A 22743-nucleotide genomic window follows, 5' to 3' on the forward strand; every position below is an offset into this window, starting at 1 on the left:
TAACAAAGGAGGTGGATGTCATAGAGGCAATAATAAGCGCTTTATTGGGAATATTTGTGGGTATTATAGTTGGTTACTTTGTAAGAAAGAACATATCTGAAGCTAAAATTGGCCAAGCTGAAAAGATGGCTGATGATATAATAGATAAAGCAAACAAAGAAGCAGAAACACTACAAAAAGAAAAACTATTAGAAGCAAAAGAAGAGATCCATAAATGGAGAAATGAAGCAGAAAAAGAAAATAAAGAAAGAAGAATTGAAGTACAAAAATTTGAAAAAAGAATAATACAAAAAGAAGAAGTCTTAGACAAAAAACTTCAAACGTTAGAAAACAAAGAGTATGTTCTTAATGATAAGTTAAAAAAGATTGATAAAAAAGAAGAACAAATTGAAGCTATCAAAGTTCAACAATTAGAAAAATTAGAAAGCATATCAGGTATAACTTCTGATAAAGCAAAAGAAATTATATTAACTAATGCAGAAAGAGATGTAAGACGTGAGATGTCTATAATGATAAAAGAAATAGAATCTCAGGCTAAAGAAGAAGCAGACAAGAAATCTAGAGAAATAATAGGGTATGCTATACAAAAATGTGCAGCAGACCATGTTGCTGAAACTACTGTAACAGTAGTTAATTTACCTAATGATGAAATGAAAGGAAGAATCATAGGTAGAGAAGGTAGAAATATAAGAACACTAGAAACTTTAACTGGAATAGATTTAATAATAGATGATACTCCAGAGGCTGTAATACTATCAGGATTTGATCCTATAAGAAGAGAAGTTGCAAGAATAGCACTAGAAAAACTTATAGCTGATGGAAGAATACATCCTGCTAGAATCGAAGAAATGGTTGAAAAGGCTAGAAAAGAAGTAGATAATATTATTAAAGAATATGGGGAACAAGCTGCATTTGAAACAGGGGTTCATGGATTACATCCAGAATTAATAAGACTTTTAGGTAGATTAAACTATAGAACAAGTTATGGTCAAAATGTTCTTAAACATTCTATAGAAGTTGCACATATAGCAGGTATAATGGCAGCAGAAATAGGTGCAGATGTTAAATTAGCTAAAAGAGCAGGACTTTTACATGATATAGGTAAATCAGTTGACCACGAAATGGAAGGAACTCATGTTGAGATAGGTATGGATTTACTTAGAAGATATAAAGAATCTAAAGATGTTATTCATGCTATGAGCACTCACCATGGAGATTATGAACCACAAACTATAGAAGCTGTTTTAGTTACAGCTGCAGATGCTATATCAGCAGCTAGACCAGGTGCTAGACGTGAAACTTTAGAAGCATATATTAAGCGTTTAGAAAAACTTGAAGAAATAGCTAATTCATATGAAGGTGTAGATAAATCATTTGCAATTCAAGCAGGTAGAGAAATAAGAATAATGGTTAAACCTGAAAATGTAAGTGATGAAGATATACATTTATTAGCTAGAGATATGACTAAGAGAATAGAGGATGAATTAGAATATCCAGGTCAAATAAAAGTTAGTATAATAAGAGAAACAAGAGCAATAGAATATGCTAAATAAGAAAATAATGCAAGCGAATGTATCAATTGATATATTCGCTTTTTTTAATATAAATTTTAGTTATCTATATAATAATATTTACTTAAAAAGATAATAATAAATTTAAAAGATGAAAGGAGATAAAATATGCTTAGTAGTTTATCAAAAAACCAATATGTAAAAATATCAAATAGTACTAAAATTGATGAGCCTGTTGAATATGGAGTTGTAATAAATACAAATGAAAATAGTTATGATATAATGAGTATTGGATTTGAAAATAAAAATGGGAATTTTTTAGAATATCCTTCTAATGTTGAGAAATTAGTTCAAACTTATAATATCAATGATGCTAATTTTGATGAAGTAAAGAAAAATGAAATAAGAAGAAAGATGAATATATGGTTACAAAATAATTATAAAATGTAAATTCAAGGGAGACTTATTAAAGTTTCCCTTTTTAATATAATATTAAAATTAATAGATTAAATGCATTATATGATGGAAATAATATATTAAATATATCAAATATAGAAAAAAGTTAATGAAAATGATATAATTATATAAAATAAGGGGGATGAGAAATTGAGTCAGTACATAAATATAAATTCCGAACTAGATGCATTAAAGATAAAAGAATTTGAAGAAATTTTTTATCAAACTATGAAAGAGGAAGCAAATGTAGTGCCAAAGGTGACTCCTTTTAAAGGAATAAATACAGATCTTTTATATATAAAAGATAATCGTGTCTTATTTATAAAGTTTATGGACACGACAGAAGATTTATTTATGATATTAGAAGATGAACTTTTAGAAATAATGGAAGAAGAATACGATCTTTTAAGAAAAAAAATGAGTAAAATAGGAAATAACATAAATTATAACTATATATTTGTAATGCCATACGTAACTATATACGATAGTGAAGAATATAATGATTTTGTAGAAAATAATATAATAGATAAAAATAAGCTTTACAAAATTATGAATTATGAAATGAGTATAGATGAATATTTAGGTGAATCTAATGAAGAAATTTTACTCAATTTATTTTTATTACAAGTATGTCCAGAATATTATGTTATAAATGATAATTTAAATTTAAATAAAAAATTAAAAAAAATATCTTTTTCAAATGAAGATTATAGATATACAGCTACTATGTTAGAAAGAAATCAGATTGAGGATATAGTATCTATAAAATATGGGAATACTTTATATAAAGGCCCATCAGGATGTGGAAAAACGACCATGCTATTAGCTAGAGCAATTAAATTAGCTAGGGTTTATCCTCATCATAAATTTATAATATTTACACATACTAAGCAACTTAGAAATGAAATAAAAGAAAGATTAGATATACTATATAAAGATAATAATAATATTGAGGTACATACATTTACTTCTTTTTTATTTAAATTAGCTAAAATATATAACTTGGTATTTGATTATAACACACTTAAAAATAATCCTGAAAAGGTTTATAAAAGCCTTGTATTACAAGCTAAAAATACTATAAAAAATAGAAGTATGTTTAAAGGAATTTTTATAGATGAAATAGAAAGTTTTGAAAGTAGTCAATTGGATTTTATACGTGAATTTTTATACAAATCAAAATTTATATTTAATGGATTTGAATGTAAAGGGCTTAATATAACAAGCAATTTAAGTATATTTAAAGACTCATGGAGTAATATAAAATTTGATAATATAATTACTCTAGATAAAAATTATAGACAAAGCAATCATTTGGTTGAATTTGTAAATAACTTTGACATAAACTCAAATGAATATATAAAAAGTATTAGATCTAATATAAAAGATGATATTTACTACTTATCAAGTCCTATAAGAGAAAGCAATAAAGCTGTTGATATAATAAAAGTTTCTGATATAGAAGAACAGATAAGTTCTATTCTTTGGGAAATTGAATATTTAACGCATAAAAAAGGATTAAATTATTCAGATATAGCTGTTGTTTATCCTTTTAATAAAAAAAGATTAAAAAACGGTAAAACTATATATTTTCAATATATGTTAAAAAAGGACTTAGAAGAAAATGATATTCCATATGTTTATGGAGATGATGAATTAACTAATATATCTAAAAAAGCAGGAGTAACTATATCTAATATATACTCAATCAAAAACTTAGAGTATAAAGCTATAATATTTTGTGAATTAGAAATGTTATATAATCATAGCATAAACGATATTACACAAGATTACCAAGTTAATGACTTTGTAGGAGATTTGAATAAAGTTTATTTAGCTATAAATAGAGCAACTGATTATTTAAGTATAATAACGACTTTTAATGAAAGTGCAAGTGATATAATAAAGCTACTAGTAGAGTCAAAAAAATAAAAGAAGCACATTGTGCTTCTTTTATTTACATTAAGCTATGAAGCTAAAATAAGTTATTACTATAATACCAAGTACTATTCTATAATAACCAAATGCTTTGAAATCATGTTTTTTAATATAATCCATTAAGAATTTAATAGCAAATACAGAAACTATAAATGCTGTTATAAAACCTACTGCTATAACTGACCATTCAAAACCATTAAAACTAGTACCTGTTTTTAAAAGTTTTAAAGCACTTGCTCCAAACATTGTTGGTATAGCCAAGAAAAATGAAAACTCAGCAGCTATATATCTTGATGCTCCTAATAGTACAGCACCGATTATAGTTGCGCCAGATCTTGATGTCCCAGGTATAAGAGCTAAACATTGGAAAATACCTATTCCAAATGCTAACTTATATGTAAGTTGAGAAAAATCATTAACCTTAGGTTTTTTATTTCTATTTTCAAGTACTATCATAATAACCCCATAAACTATAAGTGTTATTGATACTGTGGTTGGGTTAAAGAATAAAGCATCTATTTGATCATCAAATAATAAACCTAATATACCAGATGGTATAACAGCTATAATAACTTTAATCCATAAGTTTATAGTATCCTTTGTTTCTTTTTCAGTTTTTGAACTGTCTAAAGGATTTAATTTTTTAAAATATAGTGTTAATACTGCAAGTATTGAACCAAGTTGTATTACAACCATAAAAGTACTTACAAAAACTTTTGAAAAATCAAATTTTACGAATTGTTCAACTAAAATTAGATGTCCTGTACTACTTACAGGTAACCATTCCGTTATACCTTGAACTATACCAAGTATAATGGCTCTAAAAATTTCTAGCAATTTTAATACCTCCTAATTAAATATATTTTACCCGTAAAATAAAGTATATCAATATTAATGAATATATTCAATATATTAGGAATGTATTTAGAGATAATTAAGAAATTTAAGAAATTTTAAAATAAGGGGATAAAAATGAAAGAAAAAACTTTATTAAATGAATATGAATTTGAAATTTTTAAAGATTTCTCTAAAAAACATAATCCAGCTACTAGACATGATTATTTAAGCAAAGTTATATTATTTAAAGAATTCAATAAAAATAAGGATTTAATAGGAATAACAAAAGAAAACTGTGATAGCTTTATGGAATTTGTGAGAGATAATTATGCAAAATCAACATCAGAAAAAATTTATAGTTATTTACATAGCTTTTATAATTTTATGAAAAAAGAAGAATATATAGAAAGTAATCCTTTTAAATTAGTTAAAAAACCACAAGTAAGTAGAATTAAAACTAAAGATGACGTGCTTAGTATTCAAGAGATAAACAAACTAATAGACGCTCTACCAAGATTAAATATGAGAGATAGATTAATTATGGTATTTTTAATAACTACAGGATGTTTATTAAGTGAACTTGTAAATTTAAAATGGAAAGATTTAATGTTAGATGAAAAAGATAATGGATATGTAAGACTTGGAAAGAATAAGAAAGAAAGAATTGTTAAACTTCATCCATATTGTTTTTCTTTAATAGAAGATTATAGAAATTACTTAGGATTACCTGAACCTATAATGCCAACTGATGATTTTGTATTTATAAGTCAAAAAAGTAATTCTATAACTGATAGAAATGTAAGGATAATAGTAAAGAAAGCTTTAGATATAGCTGGACTTAGTAATTACTCAGCGAAAGATTTTAGACATTCATTTGCTGCGATAAGTTTAAGATTAGGAGCAGGAGAAGAAGATATTAAAAATCAATTAGGGTGGAGTGATAAATATTATGCAATTAGGTATAAATATGTATTAAACTTTGTAGATAGTGAAAGTATAGATTATATTATGAATAGTGATAAAATGAACATAAACAAAAAATAACTTGTTATTGTTCGTTAAATTATATATAATAAATTTATAATAAATAAAGGTGTAAGGAAGGTGCTAGTTAATATGGAAAGTAAATATAGTACATATGCAAATCCATTAATAGATAGATATTGCAGTAAAGATATGAGTTATATATTTTCTCCACAATTTAAATTCTCAACTTGGAGAAGATTATGGGTTGCTTTAGCAGAATCAGAAAAAGAATTAGGACTTAATATAACAGATGAGCAAATAAATGAATTAAAAGCTAATATAGATAATATAAATTTTGAAGAAGCTAAAAAAATAGAAAAAGAAGTAAGACATGATGTAATGAGTCATGTTAAAGCTTATGGATTACAATGTGATAGTGCAAAGGGAATTATACACTTAGGGGCTACTAGTGCTTATGTAGGAGATAACACAGATGTAATTCAAATGGATGAAGCATTAAAGCTTATAAGAATAAAATTAGTTAACTTAATAAACAACTTAAAAGAATTTGCACTTAAAAATAAAGATATACCAACTTTAGGGTTTACTCATTTTCAAGCTGCCCAACTTACAACAGTAGGAAAAAGAGCTTGTCTTTGGGCACAAGATCTAGTTATAGATTTAGAGGATTTAAATTTTAGAATAGATAATATGAAACTTAGAGGTGTTAAAGGTACAACAGGTACACAAGCAAGTTTCTTAAGTTTATTTGAAAATGATAATGAAAAAGTAAAAAAACTAGATAAATTAGTTTGTGAAAAAATGGGATATAAAGCATCTTATGCAGTTAGTGGACAAACATATACTAGAAAATTAGATTATCAAGTTATATCTATATTATCTGGAATAGCTCAAAGTATGCACAAGATGACAAACGATATAAGATTATTACAAAGTTTAAAGGAATTAGAAGAACCATTTGGTAAAAATCAAATAGGATCATCTGCAATGGCATATAAAAGAAATCCAATGAGAAGTGAAAGAATAGCATCTTTATCTAAATATGTTATAGCTGAGTCTTTAAGCCCTGCACTTGTACAAGCTACTCAATGGTTAGAAAGAAGCTTAGACGATTCTGCAAATAAAAGATTAGCTATACCTCAAGCATTTATGGCAGTTGATGCTATACTTGAAATAGGTATAAACGTTACAGATGGACTTGTTGTTTATGAAAATATAATAAATAAACATATAAATGAAGAGTTACCTTTTATGGCAACAGAAACAATACTTATGGAAGCCGTAAAAAGAGGTGGAGATAGACAAGAGTTACATGAAGTAATAAGAGAATATTCTATGGAAGCTGCTAAGAGAGTTAAACAAGAAGGTAAAGATAATAACTTATTAGATTTAATACTTGAAGATTGTGATACATTTAAGATGAGCAAAGAAGAGATATTATCTATAATGGATCCTAAAAATTTCGTAGGAAGAGCTCCTATTCAAGTAGTTGAATTTGTTGAAGAAATAGTTAATCCAGCTATAAATGAATATAAAGATTTAATTGGAATGAAAATCGATTTAAATGTATAAAAAATAGAGGTTAATACCTCTATTTTTTATACATAAAATAAGAAATTTAACTTACTTAAAAATAACAAAAACTTCAATATAAATATTTAATATTATTAAGGTAATAATAAATTATATCACTATATTTATTAAGATATTTTTTTGAAATTATTTATAAAATCTAAAAATTTAATTAAGTTTAAAATGTATTGGAAAAAATGTAGAATTGTGATATTATATGTAAAACGGAAAAGGTTAAACTAGTTTAAAAAAGAAAGATTAGCTAATCTTTGAAGTAAAAAGCATTAATAAAATTCAATCAGGAGGAAATCAAATGGCAGGAAACACTAACAATGCTAAAAAACTAACATTAGTTCCCTTAGTACTTATGATATTTACATCAGTATTTGGGTTTGCTAATATGCCAAGGGCCTTTTTCTTAATGGGATATGCAGCCATACCTTGGTATATATTAAGTGCAATTTTATTTTTTATACCATATGCATTCATGATGGCTGAATATGGATCTGCATTCAAAAAAGAATCAGGTGGTATGTATTCTTGGATGGAAAAATCTGTAGGTCCTAAATATGCGTTTGTAGGAACATTTATGTGGTACGCATCTTATATTATTTGGATGGTAAATGTTGCTTCAACTTTATGGATACCATTATCAAATGCTATAGTTGGATATGATGCTACTGCTACTTGGTCTTTATTTGGATTAAGTTCAGTTAAAACATTAGGTATAATAGGAGCATTATGGATAATTTTAGTTACTTATGTATCTACTAAAGGTATAGAAAAAATTACTAAAGTAACTTCTGTAGGTGGTACTGCAGTTGCATTATTAAACTTAGTTTTATTAATAGGTGGGGTTGCTGTTGTAGCAATGAATAAAGGTGAATTTGCAGAACCTATACACAATGTGGCTAAAGCATTTACAAATTCTCCAAACCCAGGATATCAAACTCCAGTAACTGTATTATCATTCTTAACATTTGCTATATTTGCATTTGGTGGATTAGAAGTTTTAGGTGGATTAGTTGACCAAACTGAAAATGCTGAAAAAACTTTCCCTAAAGGACTTACTTTAGCGGCTATAGTAATATCTGTAGGATATGCATTAGGTATATTCGCTTGTGGTATGTTTACTAACTGGAGTGATATATTATCAGCTAATGATGTGAATATGGCTAACGTTGCTTATGTATTAATGCAAAACTTAGGATATCAATTAGGTGTTGCATTTGGAGCTAGTGAAGCTACTTCATTAGTAATGGGTGCTTGGGTTGCTAGATTTGTTGGTTTATCAATGTTCTTAGCATTATCAGGAGCATTCTTCACATTAACTTATTCTCCATTAAAAACTCTTATAGAAGGTGCGCCAAAAGAAGTTTGGCCTGGTAAATTAGGAGAAATAAAAAATGGAATGCCAATAAATGCTATGAAAGTTCAAGCTATAATAGTTATAATTATGATACTTATTGTATCATTTGGTGGTAAGAGTGCAGAGAAATTCTTTGCTTTATTAGTTCTTATGACTAATGTTGCAATGACTATACCTTACTTATTCTTATCAAGTGCATTCCCTGCATTTAAAAAGAAACAATTAGAGGGTAAAGTTGATAAAGCATTTGTAGTTTATAAGAGTTTTGGAATGGCATTAACTTTTGCTGTAATAATAGGTATATTAGTTGGATTCGCTAATGTATTTACTATAATACAACCAACATTATCATCGCCATCAGGATTAAAAGATACATTAACAATGATAGCTGGACCAGTATTATTTGGTTTAATAGGATTCGGATTATATTATTTCTATGAAAAGAAACATGTAAATAAAGACAATAATAATAAAAAAGCTAGCTAATATTAGTTAAGATATAACCTTACACCTACCAATTTTGGTAGGTGTATTTATATATAAAAATATACTTATTTTGACAAATAAGTATATTTTTATATATAAATACACGAATTTTTAGTATACTATAATAGTACTAAAAGCTGATTAGAGAATGAGACAGAAGATATAGGAGGAACAATTTTGTTAAAGAAATTATTAAATTTTATAAAAATTAATAAGGAAAATAAAACACATAAAGAAGAAGTCGAAATTATAAACATTAAGGAAAAAGAAGACAATATAAAAAAAGAAAATCCAAATATAAATCAAGAAATCACTTCTAAATTAGAAATCAAAAAAGAACACACAAAAGAAGAAAAATTAGAAAATCTAAATGATATAAAACAAGAAATTCTAACAAAAGAAGAAGAAGATTATATAAAGCTAGTTAAAATTCAAAGAGAAAAAAGAATAAAAGCAATAGATGTTTATACAAATGAAGAAACTATATTTGAAACATATAAAGAGTGTAGTAAAAAATTAGGAGTACCTATAGAATATATAAAAGAAAATTTACAATATGGATATACTGACTATTTTGGAGAAGCTGTAAAATTTTTAAACAAGAAGCTTAAAGTAGATATATCGCCTAAAAAGATAGGGAATATGAATATAGTAGAATTATTTAATTTTTTACATAATGAGCTATGGAATAGTGATATTCCAGAAGATAAAAGAGAAGAAATATTATCAAGTAATAAAATAGAACCAATACATATGTATTATAAATTTGAAACTATGGATTATGAATATGATGAGTATTTTAAAGTTTATGGGAAAATAATTAGACGTGGTGGTAAAAAGAGAATTGAATTAATTGATAAAAAAAATGAAGTTATTGAAGTATTTAAGTCTATAGAAGATTGTGCAAAATTTTTTGAAAAAGATAAATCAGAAATAGTATCTAGATTAAAATTAGGAAATTGTAAAATTGGAAGATATGAAATAAAGTATAGTTTAAGAAGATAAATATAAAGTAAAAAGGCTTCTATTTAAATAGAAGCCTTTTTACTTTATATTATAATTTTAATTATTTGTTTTAATTCTTTTCCATGTATATACATAATAACTTAAGACTTCTTTTATAGCGTTACCTATAAATGTATAAGCATTATCGTCTAAGTTAGCTAAAGATATTCTTACAGACCATTCTGGTCCATAAAATCCATGACCACTTAATAATACAATTGAATAGTTATTTGCTAGTTTAAATAACATATCAGATGGTTTATAATTAGTTTTTATAAAGTCTGCAAAATCTTCTCCATAATTATTAGTAGCCCATTTCATTATATCAAATATTACATAATAAGAAGCATCATGTATATCTTTTTTTATTTCTACATCTAAAGCGTCATAAAGTAGTTTTTGTCTACGTTTACATATAGACATATTAACTTTTTTATAAGAGTCTTTATCATCTATTAATGCAAATGCTGAGAAAAATGCCATTTGAACTTGTTGAGGAGTAGATAAACCAGCAGTATGGTTAAGAGCTACAAGTCTACTATCAGCTACTATTCTATCCATAAATGATATTTTATCTGGATTTAAACTCATATCACTATAACGTTTGTTTACTGATGATTTTAAATCCGCAGGAAGTTCGTTTATAAGCTTATCAAATACATTGTCATGATGAAGAGCTAAAGTACCTAAACGCCATCCAGTTACACCAAAATATTTAGAATAAGAATAAGCTCCTATTGTATTATAAGGTAAACTCGACATTATAGATTTAAATCCATTAACAAATGTACCATAAACATCATCTGATATTATCATTAAATCAGGATGATTATTTTTTACAACATTGACTAAATTATTACTACTATTTTCATCTATAGCTATAGATGCAGGGTTATTAGGATTAACTAAAAATAAAGCTTTTATAGATTTATCACTAAGTTTTTCTAATTCTTTTTTTGAGTATTGCCAAGTATGATTATTATTTTCGTCAACCTCATCAGCATTTATATGAATAACCTCAAAATCATATCTTGGTAAATGTGGTATTTCTAAGTAAGGTGTAAATATAGGAGTCATAATAGCTATCTTATCACCTTTTCTTAACAATTCATTAGCCATTAGAGAATCAAATATATAACACATAGCAGCTGTTGCACCTTCTACAGCAAATATACTTAAAGGACCACCTTTTTTAGTATCATATTTCATTTCTTTTATTAAATATTTAGTAACTATTTTTTCTATATGATTAAGAATTCTATCAGGAGATGGATAATTATCACCTATTATACCATCAGCTAATTCATAAACCCAAGAATCTGGATCAAAATCAAGTTTTTCAATTCCATAATCTACTATATCTTTAGCTAATTTAGCTCCTGGCATATTTAAATTATCGTAAATATACTTATAAAAACGTGTAGCTATACCTTCTTTTCTAGGCATTCCTGCTAAATCGTTTTCACTCCATGTTTCACGAGTTTCATTAACTGCAAATTGACCAAATGTAAAAAATGCTTCTCTAGGTGTCGCAGCTGTCCAATTTGGATTACCACGACCAGCATCTAAAACTCTTCTACCACTTTCCATAGCTCTAAACTTTGCCAATTTGATTAATTTATCTTTAAATTCAAATGGACTAATTTTTCCATAAATATCATTAATTTCTTTAAAGTTATATCTACGCATATACACACACTCCTATGTTATTTGTAATTAATATATAAAACAACAAATATTAAAAATTTACGTAATTATTATTAAAAGATTTTAATAAAAATTAATAAAAATAAAATTGTATATGAAATATATAGAAAATTTAATAAAGTTTTAATATATTAAAACTTTATTAAATAACATAAAAACAAGATAAAACTTTAAAAATATATATTTTAAATAAAATGTCTAAAAAAAATAAGAAAATATAAAAGGAAAAAGTTGTAAATAAATAGAAGTTTTAATATAATTATTTTTTATTTTGTTTTAAAGGTGGGGGTTATTATGAAATCCAATTATTATGAAAAATATATATTGAATTCGTCTCCAATTTTATATATATTTGGAGAATTAAAAAAAAGTTCGAATAGTCGTTATTCATTTAAAATAGAAAAAATCAGTGATACATTAGAGGTGTTATTAGACATAGAAAAAAATGATATTACAGGAAGAGAACTAAATGAAGTATTTATACTAGATAATATTAATGAAATTTTAGAGTCAGTATCAAAGGAAGATAATATTAGAGTACATATAAAAAAAATTAATAAAGATTATGAGTTTGTATCTAGAAATATAGAAGGTAATAAATATACTATATGGTTAATAGATATAAAAAAAGAACTAGAATTTGAAAAATTAAATAAAATAAGGTCTGAATTTTTTACTAATTTGTCTCATGAGTTAAGAACACCATTAAATTTAATATTTAGTTCATTACAAGTATTAAATTTAAAAGTAGAAGGTAGTGGAATAAAAGAAGAAGAGTCTATATCAAAATATCTAAATATGGCAACTCAAAATACATATAGATTATTAAAGCTAGTAAATAATATAATTGATTCAAATAAGATAACATCAGGGTATTTTGATTACAATCCTCAAAATTATGATATCATTAACTTTGTCGAAGGTATTTGTCAATCTATAGTTGATTTTGCAAAATATAAAAATATAGAAATTATATTTGATACAGAAATTGAAGAAAAAGTTATTTCATTTGATCTTGATAAAATAGAACGTATAATATTAAATATACTATCAAATGCAATTAAATTTAGCAAAGACAATGGACTTATAAAAATATATATAAGAGAAATAGACGACATGATAGAGATAGAAATATCTGATAATGGAATAGGAATACCTCCTCATAAATTAAGTTCAATATTTGATAGATTTAAACAGGTAGATAACAATATAATTAGAAGAGGTGAAGGAAGTGGAATCGGATTATATCTAGTTAAAAGTTTAGTTGATATGCATGGTGGTAATATAAAAGTTAATAGTGAATTAGATAAAGGGACAAAATTTAAAATACAAATACCAAATAAAATAGCAAAAAACTCTGAATTTGTTATCTTAGATAAGAATCTACAAAATTCTTATATAGAAAAAATAAAAGTAGAATTTTCAGATATTTATGCATAAATGTTAATCTAGATTATAAATTATAATCGAGATTTTTGTATTTATTTGCTATAATTATAGTAAATAAATCGGTATAGAGAATAAGGGGAGATAAATTTGCAGGTCCATAAATATAAAGAAATTTTAGATAGTTGTCCTATTCCTTATATATGGGGGAAATATACAGGGAACATAGAATCTAAAAGTGCAGATTATATAATTAAAGGGGGAAATGATTTATTACTTAGAAAATTAAATATTAAAAATGAATATGGAATAATAGATAAAGATTTAACTAGTGTTTTAGGAATGTCAAGAGAGGAATTAAATTTATTTTCTAAAGAAAAAGATAATAAGTTTACAAAGTATCAGTATGTATGTAACCTAAAAGATACATATAAAATAATCTTAAATATAGATGATAAAAATAATTTCTATATGTGGTTTCAAATTTATAGTATTAATAATAATTACAACTTAGCTATACAAAACAATTTAAAGGCTATTATATGGATAAAAGACATAAATGGTAGATATATAAAAGTTAATAAAAACTTTGAAGAAATGACTGGTATATGTAAGGATGAAATAATAGGAAAAAAAGACTCTCAAATTAATATTAATAACTTTATATACATTGAAGAATATGAAAAACTTGTATTAAATAAAAATAAAAGTAGCATCGAAAAAGTAATATTTGAAGATAATCAATGGGTTAGTATGTTTATACATCCTATGATTGATGAAGATAAAAATGTTATAGGAACTTATGGGTTTAAAGTTTATGATTATGTAAATTCAAAAACTGCTCTAGGTATAGAAAATAGAAATAAAATGTTAGAGGTAATAGTTGATAACTTACCAATACCAATATTTTATAAAGATATTCAAGGAGTATATTTATATTGTAACGAAGCTTTTGGGGAGTTATTAGAATTAAATAGACAAAAAGTTATTGGTAAAAAAGATTATGATTTAAATATAGCTGAAGAAAAAGTAGATATATATAGACAATCTGATGATAAGGTTATAAAATATAAAGTCACTACAGTAGATGAAACTTATATGGAAAGAAGTAAAGATGATAAATTTATAGAAGTAACAAAAGTTCCATTATGGGATTATAAAAAAGAAGTTGTAGGTATTATTGGAATTGTAATAGATTTAACTGAAAAAAAAGCTACAGAAAGAGAGTTAGAAAAACTTAGACTAGATTTTTTCTCAAATTTAACTCATGAGTTTAGAACTCCATTGAATTTAATATTTTCATCAGTTCAATTAATAGATAAAAGCATATCTAAAATAAAACATGGAGATATAAATGTATTAATAAGATATTTGAATATAATAGAACAAAATGGAATGAGACTTTTAAAGTTAGTAAATAATTTAATTGATTCAACGAGAATTGATTCAGGGTGTTTAGATTATAATCCAAAAAATAAAGATATAGTAAATTTTGTTGAAAGTATTTGTGACTCAGTTATTGAATTTAGCAAATTTCAACATATAGAACTTATATTTGATACTGATGAAGAAGAAAAAATAATATCTTTTGATAGTGATAAAATGGAACGTATAATGCTAAATTTATTATCTAATGCCATAAAATATAATAAAGAGACTGGAAAAATAGATGTGAAAATAAAATGTAATGATGATTATATAGATATAAGTGTTATAGATACTGGAGTAGGTATACCAAATGATAAAATAGATTATGTATTTGAAAAATTTAAGCAAGTAGATAATAGATTAACAAAAATAAGTGAAGGTAGTGGAATAGGATTATCAATAGTCAAATCTTTAGTAGAATTACATAAAGGAATTATAAATGTAAGTAGTAAAGTTGGAGTAGGAACTGAATTTAAAGTTAGTATACCTAATAAAACAATAATTCAAGATGAAAACCTAAATTATATCATAAATGAATCTATAGATATGAATAAAAAAATTCAAATAGAGTTTTCTGATATATATATAATATAGCCCCTAATAAAATAGGGGCTATATTTTTAATTCTAATAACATATACAGATTGTAAAGTATTAGATTCATGGAGATAAACTTTATAATTTTATAAACATATCTTTCACCTTTTGAGCTAGTTTTAAGTCTTGAAAGTTTTAAATTAAAACCTAAAGGAAAAAATAAATCTACTCCTTCATAAGTAAAAGCATCTAATATTATATGTGAAGTATATCCAGTTAAGATTCCATAAGATATACAAATTAATATAATATTATTTTCACCTATTAAAATTATTAATTTTAGAAATTGTAATAAGATTAATAAAATTAAAAGGCTATGAGTAAAACCTCTATGTTTACATCTTTTTGATATAAACTTTGATAGATAAGGCCATTTTTTACTTATGTATGACTTTCTAGTATCTAAATCAGGAAGCATTGATCCTAGATTAGCAGATTGAAAACAAATTGCAAAAAGTATTAATTTATATAAAATATTATAATTATTTAAATATATACTATCGAATTTAAAAAATGTTAATGCTATAAATAGATACCCTCCAGATGAATGTGTTTCTTTTGTCATTAAAATACCCTTTCTAATAATTGGTTATTAAATTTTATTATATATTAAAAAAAATAAATATGGAATCAACAAAGTTAAAATATTTTTATAAAAAATATTAAAATAAAGAATTTTACATATTGTATACAATTTAAAAAAGTTAGATTTAGTAGTATAATATATATTGGTTAAAAAAGGAGGTCTTTAAATGGATAAAGAAAGAACTTGTAATTTATTAAGACATACTAAAAATTTAAAGTTTAAACTTATACTAGAAAGTGCAATAATAGGTGCTTTAGTTGGATTAATCATAGTACTTCATAGAATAATGTTAAAGAAACTATCATCTATATTTATTGGTTTTTATAGTTATAGTAAAGGCAATATGTTAAGCACAGTTTTAATATTTGCACTTTTAATAATAAGTGGTTATTTAGTAGCTTTAATGCTTAAAAAAGAACCTATGATAGGTGGAAGTGGTATACCACAAGTTGAAGGTATATTGATGCAAAAGCTAAAAGGAAATTGGTTTGGAATTTTGATTAATAAATTTGTAGGTGGACTTATAGCTTTAGGAGCAGGTTTATCTCTTGGTAGAGAAGGCCCATCTGTTCAAATGGGGGCTAGCGTTGGAGAAGGGTTTGCAAAAATTTTCAAAAGAGTTAGTGTAGAAGAAAAATATTTAATAACTAGTGGAGCAAGTGCTGGTTTATCTGCTGCATTTAATGCGCCTATATCTGGAGTGATGTTTGCGTTAGAAGAAGTTCATAAAAACTTTTCACCATTAGTTTTATTATCTGTAATGTCATCTGCATTAATGTCAGATTTTGTTACTAAAAATATTTTAGGAATTGGAAAATCTCTTAGTTTTGTTGGGGTTAAGCCAATGGATTTAAAATATTATTGGCTTTTAATAATATTAGGAATAGCAGTAGGAATAAGTGGTGTTATATTTAATAGTGGTATTTTAAAAACTCAATCAATTTTTAAAAACTCTAAATTAAGTACAGAAATAAAAGTCATAATCCCATTTTTAATAACTGGAGTTATAGGATTGACAGCACCTATATTATTAGGGGGAGGTCATGAACTTATAATGTCTTTAGGTAATGATTCAATAACATTAAAGATGCTATTATTATTTTTATTTGTTAAATTTGTATTTACATTTATTTGTTTTGGATCTGGAGTTCCAGGAGGTATATTTTTTCCACTATTAGTTTTAGGTTCATTAATAGGAAATATATTTGGAATAGTAGCAACAAATGTTTTTGATATTCCAAGTATGTATATATTAAACTTTATAATACTTGCTATGGCAGGTCATTTTGCGTCTATTGTAAAAGCACCTATAACAGGAATTATATTAATTTGTGAAATGACAGGTAGTTTTGACCATCTGCTTGCATTATCTATAGTGTGTGTAGTTGCGTATATAACATCAGATTTACTTAAGTCTGAACCTATATATGAAAGTCTTCTTCATAGATGGATAGAAAAGGGGTCTAATAAATTTGTACCAAGCCAAGTTAAAAAGAGTCTTATGGAAGTTGTAGTTCAATTAGGATGCGAAATAGATCATAAACAAATAAAAGATATAACTTGGCCAGAAAATTGTTTAATAGTTTCTATAACAAGAGGTGGAAAAGAAATAATACCAAGAGGAAATACAACTTTAATAGGTGGAGATTATTTAACTATAATGGCAAATGAAGAAAATGCAGCTTGTGCATTAGATTATGTGACAAGCTTAACATCTAATATAAAATTATTATAGAATTTTATTTATAAAAACCACATATATATTAAAAATGTATAAGGTACAAATTTAGTATATGATGGGTGATTATATGAGAAGAAAGAAACTTATAATAAATGCAGTAATAATGACTTTTTCTACTATTATTTTTGGATTGGTCTCTATGTATTTTAGAGTATATTTATCTAAAAAAATAGGAACTGAGGGAATGGGGTTATATCAACTTATAATGTCTGTATATTTTATGGCAATTACATTTTCAAGTGCAGGAATTAGAATAGCAATTACCAGGCTTGTAGCAGAACAAGTAGGAAAAGGGAACAAAAATTCTATAAGGTCAATAGTAAATAAAGGATGTATATACAGTTTATTTTTTAGTTTAATTACATCTTTGGCACTTTTTTATTGTTCTGAATATATAGGTATAGTATTACTAAAAGATGAAAGATCTATTACATCTTTAAAAATACTATCCTATAGTTTACCATTTATAGGAATATCCTCTTGTTTGAGTGGATATTTTTATGGAGCTAGAGAAGTAGTAAAATCAGTTTCAACAGAAATAATAGAACAACTAATAATGATGTCTATTGTAGTGGTATCTATAAATATATTTTTAGATACAAATATAGAAAAAATATGTGCTTTAATTTGCGTTGGCATGGCTTTAGGGCAAATAATATCTTGTATATATGCATATATATTGTGTACGTTTAAGACAAGAACTTTAAATAGAACAGTAACTTGTAGTAATTATAATGAATGTAGTATTATTGATATAACTAAAATTGCACTTCCTATAGCATCGAGTTCATATATCCAAAGTGGACTTAGAACTATAGAGGATATACTAATACCAAATGCCCTTAGAATGTCAGGGACTTCTGTAGCAACATCTTTATCTATATTCGGAATGATAAAAGGAATGGCTTTACCTATAATTAATTTTCCTGCAGTATTTTTAAGTTCTTTTGCAACTTTAATAATCCCTGAAATATCAGAGGCATATTCTCTTAATCGAAATAAAATGGTTAATTTTATTATTTCAAATGTATTTAGAGTAACTTTTATAATATCGATATTTGCATCAGGAGTATTTATAGCATTTTCTGATGAAATTGGATTGATGATATATAATAATAATGAAATAGGTACTATAATAAAAATTTTAGCACCTGTAATTCCTGTGATGTATCTAGAGCGTATTATGGATGGAATATTAAATTCTTTAAATAAACAAGTGACACTTTTAAAAATAAATTTAGTTGATATGATAGTTAGAATAATTATTATATACTTTATTATACCTATAAGAGGCATTGAGGGTTTTATAATAGTTATATTTACTAGCAATATTTTAAACTTTGTACTTAATATGATAAATGTTTTAACATCAACTAAATTAGAGTTTAAGTTGTTTAGTTGGGTTTTAAAACCTATTATATGTGTAAGTTTAGCTGTGATTTTATCTACATATTTAAGTGGTAACTTTATAAACAAAGTGATTAGTTCTATGTTCATATATTTTATAATGTTAGTTTTAACTAAATGTATAAGAATTAAAGATTTTAATTGGGTAATAGATAGCTTTAGATTGGTAAGAGATATAAATGTAAATAGTATAAAATTATATAGTGATCGATACTTATAATTTAAATAAAAATATGAAAGCTTAATTTTTTATACTAAATTAAGCTTTCATATTTTTTATATATGTATTGATACAATAGAGTTTATTTGATAATATTAAAGTTAGAAAGACAAATCAACATCATATCAATGACATTTTAAATACATCATAAATAAAGTTAAACTATTAAAAGCATGGGGGTCTTTATTATGAGTAAAAAATACGTAGCAGAACCATTCAAAATCAAAATGGTAGAACCAATCAAAATGACAACAAAAGAGGAAAGAGAAGTAAAGATAGCAAATGCAAATTATAACTTATTTTCATTAAAAGCAGATGATGTGTACATAGACTTATTAACTGATAGTGGGACTGGTGCTATGAGTTCGAAGCAATGGGCAGCAGTTATGTTAGGAGACGAGTCATATTCGGGGGCTAGTAGCTACTTTAAATTAGTAGATGCAGCTAAAGATATTTTTGGATATAAATATATACAACCAGTACATCAAGGTAGAGCGGCTGAAAAGGTTTTAATTCCTTTGTTTGCTGAGACTGGGAAGTATGCAATTTCAAATATGCACTTTGATACGACTAGAGCACATGTTGAACTTACAGGGGCAAAAGCTATAGACTGTGTAGTGCCAGAAGCACTAGATACTGTAAAATACGCACCATTTAAAGGAAATATGGACGTAGCTAGAATGGAAAATCTTATAAATGAATTTGGGCCAGAAAATGTTGGAGTAATAATAATGACTGTTACTAACAACACTGCTGGTGGGCAACCTGTATCTATGAAAAATATGAGAGAAACATATAAAGTTGCTAAAAAGTATAATATACCTGTACTTATAGATGCTGCTAGATATGCTGAAAATGCTTACTTTATAAAAACTCGTGAAGTTGGATATGAAGATAAAACTATAAAAGAAATAGTTAGAGAAATGTTTAGTTACGGAGATATGATGACTATGAGTTCTAAAAAAGATGCCATAGTAAATATGGGAGGACTTATAGGAATTAAAGATGATGAAGAATTATATGATAATATAAAAGCTCGTACAATATCTTTTGAAGGATTTGTATCTTATGGAGGTTTAGCAGGACGTGATCTAGAAGCTTTAGCAGTAGGACTTTATGAAGGAATAGATTATGATTATTTAAGATATCGTATAGGACAAATGGAATACATTGCAAATAGATTAGATGAAGCAGAAATAGCTTATCAATCACCAGTTGGAGGGCATGCAATATTTATAGATGCTAAAAAATTATTACCACATATACCATATTATCAATTCCCAGCACAAGCTTTAGCTATTGAGTTATATAAAGAAGCTGGAATAAGATCTTGTGATATAGGTTCATATATGTTAGACAATGACCCAGTTACAGGAGAACAACGCCAATCAGAACTTGAACTTACAAGACTTGCAGTTCCAAGAAGGGTATATACACAAGCTCACTTAGATGTTATAGTAGATGCTTTAATATCTATAAAAGAAAGAGCTAGTGAAATAAATGGATATGAAATAACTTGGCAACCTAAAGTTTTAAGACACTTTACATCAAAACTTAAACCTGTAAAATAAAAAAATTTAAGCAAGCATAGTATATGATTTATACGATGCTTGCTTTTATTAATTTTAGGGTAAAAATCTATATGAGTAATAAAAATAATATATAATGAACTTATAAAACTTAATTGGAGATGATAACGTGAAAACTTATATAGATATATTAGAAACTCAAAAAAGGTATTTAAACTCAGTTGGAACTATAAGTATAGATTATAGAATAGAAGCCTTAAAAAACTTAAAAACAACAATAAAAAAGTATGAAAAAGATATAATATATGCACTTTATAAAGACCTAGGAAAGTCTGAATTTGAAAGTTATACAACAGAAGTTGGATTTATATATAGGTCTATAAATCATGCTTTAAAAAATATAAAAAAGTGGAATAAAGTAAAAAGAGTTAGAAATGATGTAGCTCAAATACCAGGCAAATCTTATGTATATAATTGTCCTTATGGTAGTGTTTTAATAATAGGGCCTTATAATTATCCATTTCAATTAACTATAGAACCATTAATAGGAGCTATAGCGGGAGGAAATACAGCTGTTATTAAGCCTTCAGAATACACTGTAAATGTTGAAAGTGTTTTAGTAAAAATTATAAAAGAATGTTTTCAAACAAAATATGTAGATATTGTAATTGGAGATTATACTGTAAATAGTAAATTATTAGATCTAAATTTTGATTATATATTTTTTACAGGCAGTGTAAACGTAGGTAAAATTGTAATGGAAAAAGCAAGTAAACATTTAACTCCGACAACATTAGAACTAGGTGGAAAATCTCCAACTATAGTAGATAAAACTGCAAAGTTAGATATAAGTGCAAAACGTATAGTTTGGGGGAAATTTACAAATGCAGGACAAACTTGTATAGCTCCAGATTATTTATTAGTTCATGAAGATATTTACGATAAATTTATAGAAAAATTAAAGTACACTATAACTGAATTTTACGGAGATAATATAAAAGAAAATAAAGAATTTGGACGAATAGTAAATGATCGTCATATGAATAGATTAAAAAATATAATAGATAAAGATCGTGAAAAAATAGTATTTGGTGGAGAGATAGACTTAAAAAAAAGATATATTTCACCAACTATAATAGTAAATGTTAACTATAATGATGCTGTTATGGAAGATGAGATTTTTGGCCCATTAATGCCAATAATAAAATATAGTGATTTAGATGATATTAAATTTTACTTAAATCTTTATAAAACTCCACTAGCTTTGTATGTATTTAGTGAAGATAAAGATTTTAGTGAATATATTATGAGAAACTTTACATTTGGTGGTGGTTGTATAAATGACACTATAACTCATGTTGCATCTACAAATTTACCTTTTGGTGGAGTTAAAACTTCTGGAATGGGAAGATATCACGGATATGATAGTTTTAAAACTTTTACTTATGAAAAAGGAATTGTAAAACGAAATAGTAAAATAGATATAAAATTAGTATTTCCACCATACAAAGATAAATTAAAATTAATAAAAAAAGTTATGAAATAGATTTATGCAAAAATTTACTGTATTTGTTTTTCAAATAAGAGAAAACTAAAAATGACTACTATGTTAAATCATAAATTTTAGTTGGAGGTGCTTATTTTGAAAAATAATTCATTTTTAAGCGGAGTAAAAGGATTTTTCAAAGAAATGCTTTATATGGAAAGTGAGAACACTAATACAGATAAAGAAAAGATAGTTGAAATTGATAAATATGGAAATAAAACTACTTATTATAGAGCTGGAGCTGGACCTGATAAGCCAAATGATATAAATAATACATTTAAATAAATTTTTATTAGTAAAAAAGACCTTAGTTTATACTAAGGTTTTTTATCTTTATATCAAAAATTATATTAATAAATAAAAAAAATATATAATTTGTACATATTGGTCATATGGAAGAAGATAAAACATATCACATTAGATTACCTTTATTAGT

Annotated in this window: 17 protein-coding genes; 14 read left to right on the top strand and 3 right to left on the bottom strand. The window is 25.5% G+C overall.

Going from position 1 to position 22743, the window contains the following annotated elements; genetic code table 11:
- The first annotated feature begins 11 nt into the window (after positions 1-11).
- The 3 genes from rny (at position 12) to ABFX13_RS04405 (ending at position 3899) form a co-directional block, all read left to right on the top strand.
- A complete protein-coding gene (rny, locus tag ABFX13_RS04395; RefSeq protein WP_346042983.1) occupies positions 12-1553 on the top strand; it encodes a ribonuclease Y in 1542 nt (513 codons plus the stop codon).
- Between the two features lie 126 nt (positions 1554-1679).
- Positions 1680-1961, top strand: a complete 282-nt coding sequence (locus tag ABFX13_RS04400; protein WP_346042985.1) for a hypothetical protein — start codon at positions 1680-1682, stop codon at positions 1959-1961.
- Between the two features lie 156 nt (positions 1962-2117).
- Positions 2118-3899, top strand: a complete 1782-nt coding sequence (locus ABFX13_RS04405) for a DEAD/DEAH box helicase (RefSeq protein WP_346042988.1) — start codon at positions 2118-2120, stop codon at positions 3897-3899.
- Positions 3900-3929: 30 nt separating this feature from the next.
- Here the strand turns inward: ABFX13_RS04405 and ABFX13_RS04410 are convergent, their stop codons facing one another.
- The gene (locus tag ABFX13_RS04410) at positions 3930-4742 is read right to left on the bottom strand and encodes an undecaprenyl-diphosphate phosphatase (RefSeq protein ID WP_346042990.1); all 813 of its coding nucleotides are present in this window, start codon (positions 4740-4742) and stop codon (positions 3930-3932) included.
- Positions 4743-4877: 135 nt separating this feature from the next.
- Between ABFX13_RS04410 and ABFX13_RS04415 the strand changes: the two genes are divergently transcribed.
- The 4 genes from ABFX13_RS04415 to ABFX13_RS04430 all read left to right on the top strand — a co-directional run bounded on the left by ABFX13_RS04415 (position 4878) and on the right by ABFX13_RS04430 (position 10161).
- Positions 4878-5786, top strand: coding sequence for a tyrosine-type recombinase/integrase (locus tag ABFX13_RS04415; RefSeq protein ID WP_346042993.1), 909 nt, complete (start codon positions 4878-4880; stop codon positions 5784-5786).
- Positions 5787-5858: 72 nt separating this feature from the next.
- Positions 5859-7301, top strand: a complete 1443-nt coding sequence (gene purB / locus ABFX13_RS04420) for an adenylosuccinate lyase (RefSeq protein WP_346042995.1) — start codon at positions 5859-5861, stop codon at positions 7299-7301.
- 313 nt (positions 7302-7614) lie between these two features.
- On the top strand, positions 7615-9156 hold the full coding sequence (gene yjeM / locus ABFX13_RS04425; RefSeq protein ID WP_346042997.1) for a glutamate/gamma-aminobutyrate family transporter YjeM: 1542 nt from the start codon (positions 7615-7617) through the stop codon (positions 9154-9156).
- A gap of 177 nt (positions 9157-9333) precedes the next feature.
- Complete coding sequence (locus ABFX13_RS04430) at positions 9334-10161, top strand: hypothetical protein (protein WP_346042999.1); 828 nt, start codon at positions 9334-9336, stop codon at positions 10159-10161.
- Between the two features lie 57 nt (positions 10162-10218).
- On the opposite strand, the gene aspD is transcribed toward ABFX13_RS04430, so the two are convergent.
- A complete protein-coding gene (gene aspD, locus ABFX13_RS04435) occupies positions 10219-11850 on the bottom strand; it encodes an aspartate 4-decarboxylase (RefSeq protein ID WP_346043002.1) in 1632 nt (543 codons plus the stop codon).
- A 312-nt stretch (positions 11851-12162) separates the two neighbouring features.
- On the opposite strand from aspD, the gene ABFX13_RS04440 reads away from it, so the two are divergent.
- Together ABFX13_RS04440 and ABFX13_RS04445 are read left to right on the top strand one after the other, a co-directional pair.
- Entirely contained in the window at positions 12163-13308 is a 1146-nt protein-coding gene (locus tag ABFX13_RS04440) for a sensor histidine kinase (protein ID WP_346043005.1), read from the top strand.
- A gap of 96 nt (positions 13309-13404) precedes the next feature.
- A complete protein-coding gene (locus tag ABFX13_RS04445) occupies positions 13405-15276 on the top strand; it encodes a PAS domain-containing sensor histidine kinase (protein ID WP_346043007.1) in 1872 nt (623 codons plus the stop codon).
- An 18-nt stretch (positions 15277-15294) separates the two neighbouring features.
- On the opposite strand, the gene ABFX13_RS04450 is transcribed toward ABFX13_RS04445, so the two are convergent.
- Complete coding sequence (locus ABFX13_RS04450) at positions 15295-15843, bottom strand: metal-dependent hydrolase (protein WP_346043009.1); 549 nt, start codon at positions 15841-15843, stop codon at positions 15295-15297.
- A gap of 187 nt (positions 15844-16030) precedes the next feature.
- Here ABFX13_RS04450 and ABFX13_RS04455 point away from each other — a divergent pair, with 187 nt between their 5' ends.
- The 5 genes from ABFX13_RS04455 (at position 16031) to ABFX13_RS04475 (ending at position 22592) form a co-directional block, all read left to right on the top strand.
- A complete protein-coding gene (locus ABFX13_RS04455; protein ID WP_346043011.1) occupies positions 16031-17599 on the top strand; it encodes a ClC family H(+)/Cl(-) exchange transporter in 1569 nt (522 codons plus the stop codon).
- Between the two features lie 73 nt (positions 17600-17672).
- The gene (locus ABFX13_RS04460; protein ID WP_346043013.1) at positions 17673-19232 is read left to right on the top strand and encodes an oligosaccharide flippase family protein; all 1560 of its coding nucleotides are present in this window, start codon (positions 17673-17675) and stop codon (positions 19230-19232) included.
- Positions 19233-19420: 188 nt separating this feature from the next.
- Positions 19421-20803 carry a tryptophanase gene (locus ABFX13_RS04465; RefSeq protein ID WP_021128834.1) on the top strand — a complete coding sequence of 461 codons (1383 nt, stop codon included), beginning with the start codon at positions 19421-19423 and terminating at the stop codon, positions 20801-20803.
- Positions 20804-20930: 127 nt separating this feature from the next.
- A complete protein-coding gene (locus ABFX13_RS04470) occupies positions 20931-22307 on the top strand; it encodes an aldehyde dehydrogenase (protein ID WP_346043016.1) in 1377 nt (458 codons plus the stop codon).
- A gap of 96 nt (positions 22308-22403) precedes the next feature.
- Positions 22404-22592, top strand: coding sequence for a hypothetical protein (locus tag ABFX13_RS04475; RefSeq protein ID WP_346043018.1), 189 nt, complete (start codon positions 22404-22406; stop codon positions 22590-22592).
- Positions 22593-22743 lie beyond the last annotated feature (151 nt).

This window comes from Paraclostridium tenue (assembly GCF_039521565.1).
In the GTDB taxonomy this organism is placed as follows: Bacteria; Bacillota; Clostridia; order Peptostreptococcales; family Peptostreptococcaceae; genus Paraclostridium; species Paraclostridium tenue.

Excerpts from the sequence above, each read along its gene's own strand:
- ABFX13_RS04400 (WP_346042985.1), top strand. The coding sequence starts at position 1,680 with ATGCTTAGTAGTTTATCAAAAAACCAATATGTAAAAATATCAAATAGT.
- ABFX13_RS04415 (WP_346042993.1), top strand. The coding sequence starts at position 4,878 with ATGAAAGAAAAAACTTTATTAAATGAATATGAATTTGAAATTTTTAAA.
- purB (WP_346042995.1), top strand. The coding sequence starts at position 5,859 with ATGGAAAGTAAATATAGTACATATGCAAATCCATTAATAGATAGATAT.
- yjeM (WP_346042997.1), top strand. The coding sequence starts at position 7,615 with ATGGCAGGAAACACTAACAATGCTAAAAAACTAACATTAGTTCCCTTA.
- aspD (WP_346043002.1), bottom strand. The coding sequence starts at position 11,850 with ATGCGTAGATATAACTTTAAAGAAATTAATGATATTTATGGAAAAATT.
- ABFX13_RS04440 (WP_346043005.1), top strand. The coding sequence starts at position 12,163 with ATGAAATCCAATTATTATGAAAAATATATATTGAATTCGTCTCCAATT.
- ABFX13_RS04450 (WP_346043009.1), bottom strand. The coding sequence starts at position 15,843 with ATGACAAAAGAAACACATTCATCTGGAGGGTATCTATTTATAGCATTA.
- ABFX13_RS04455 (WP_346043011.1), top strand. The coding sequence starts at position 16,031 with ATGGATAAAGAAAGAACTTGTAATTTATTAAGACATACTAAAAATTTA.
- ABFX13_RS04460 (WP_346043013.1), top strand. The coding sequence starts at position 17,673 with ATGAGAAGAAAGAAACTTATAATAAATGCAGTAATAATGACTTTTTCT.
- ABFX13_RS04465 (WP_021128834.1), top strand. The coding sequence starts at position 19,421 with ATGAGTAAAAAATACGTAGCAGAACCATTCAAAATCAAAATGGTAGAA.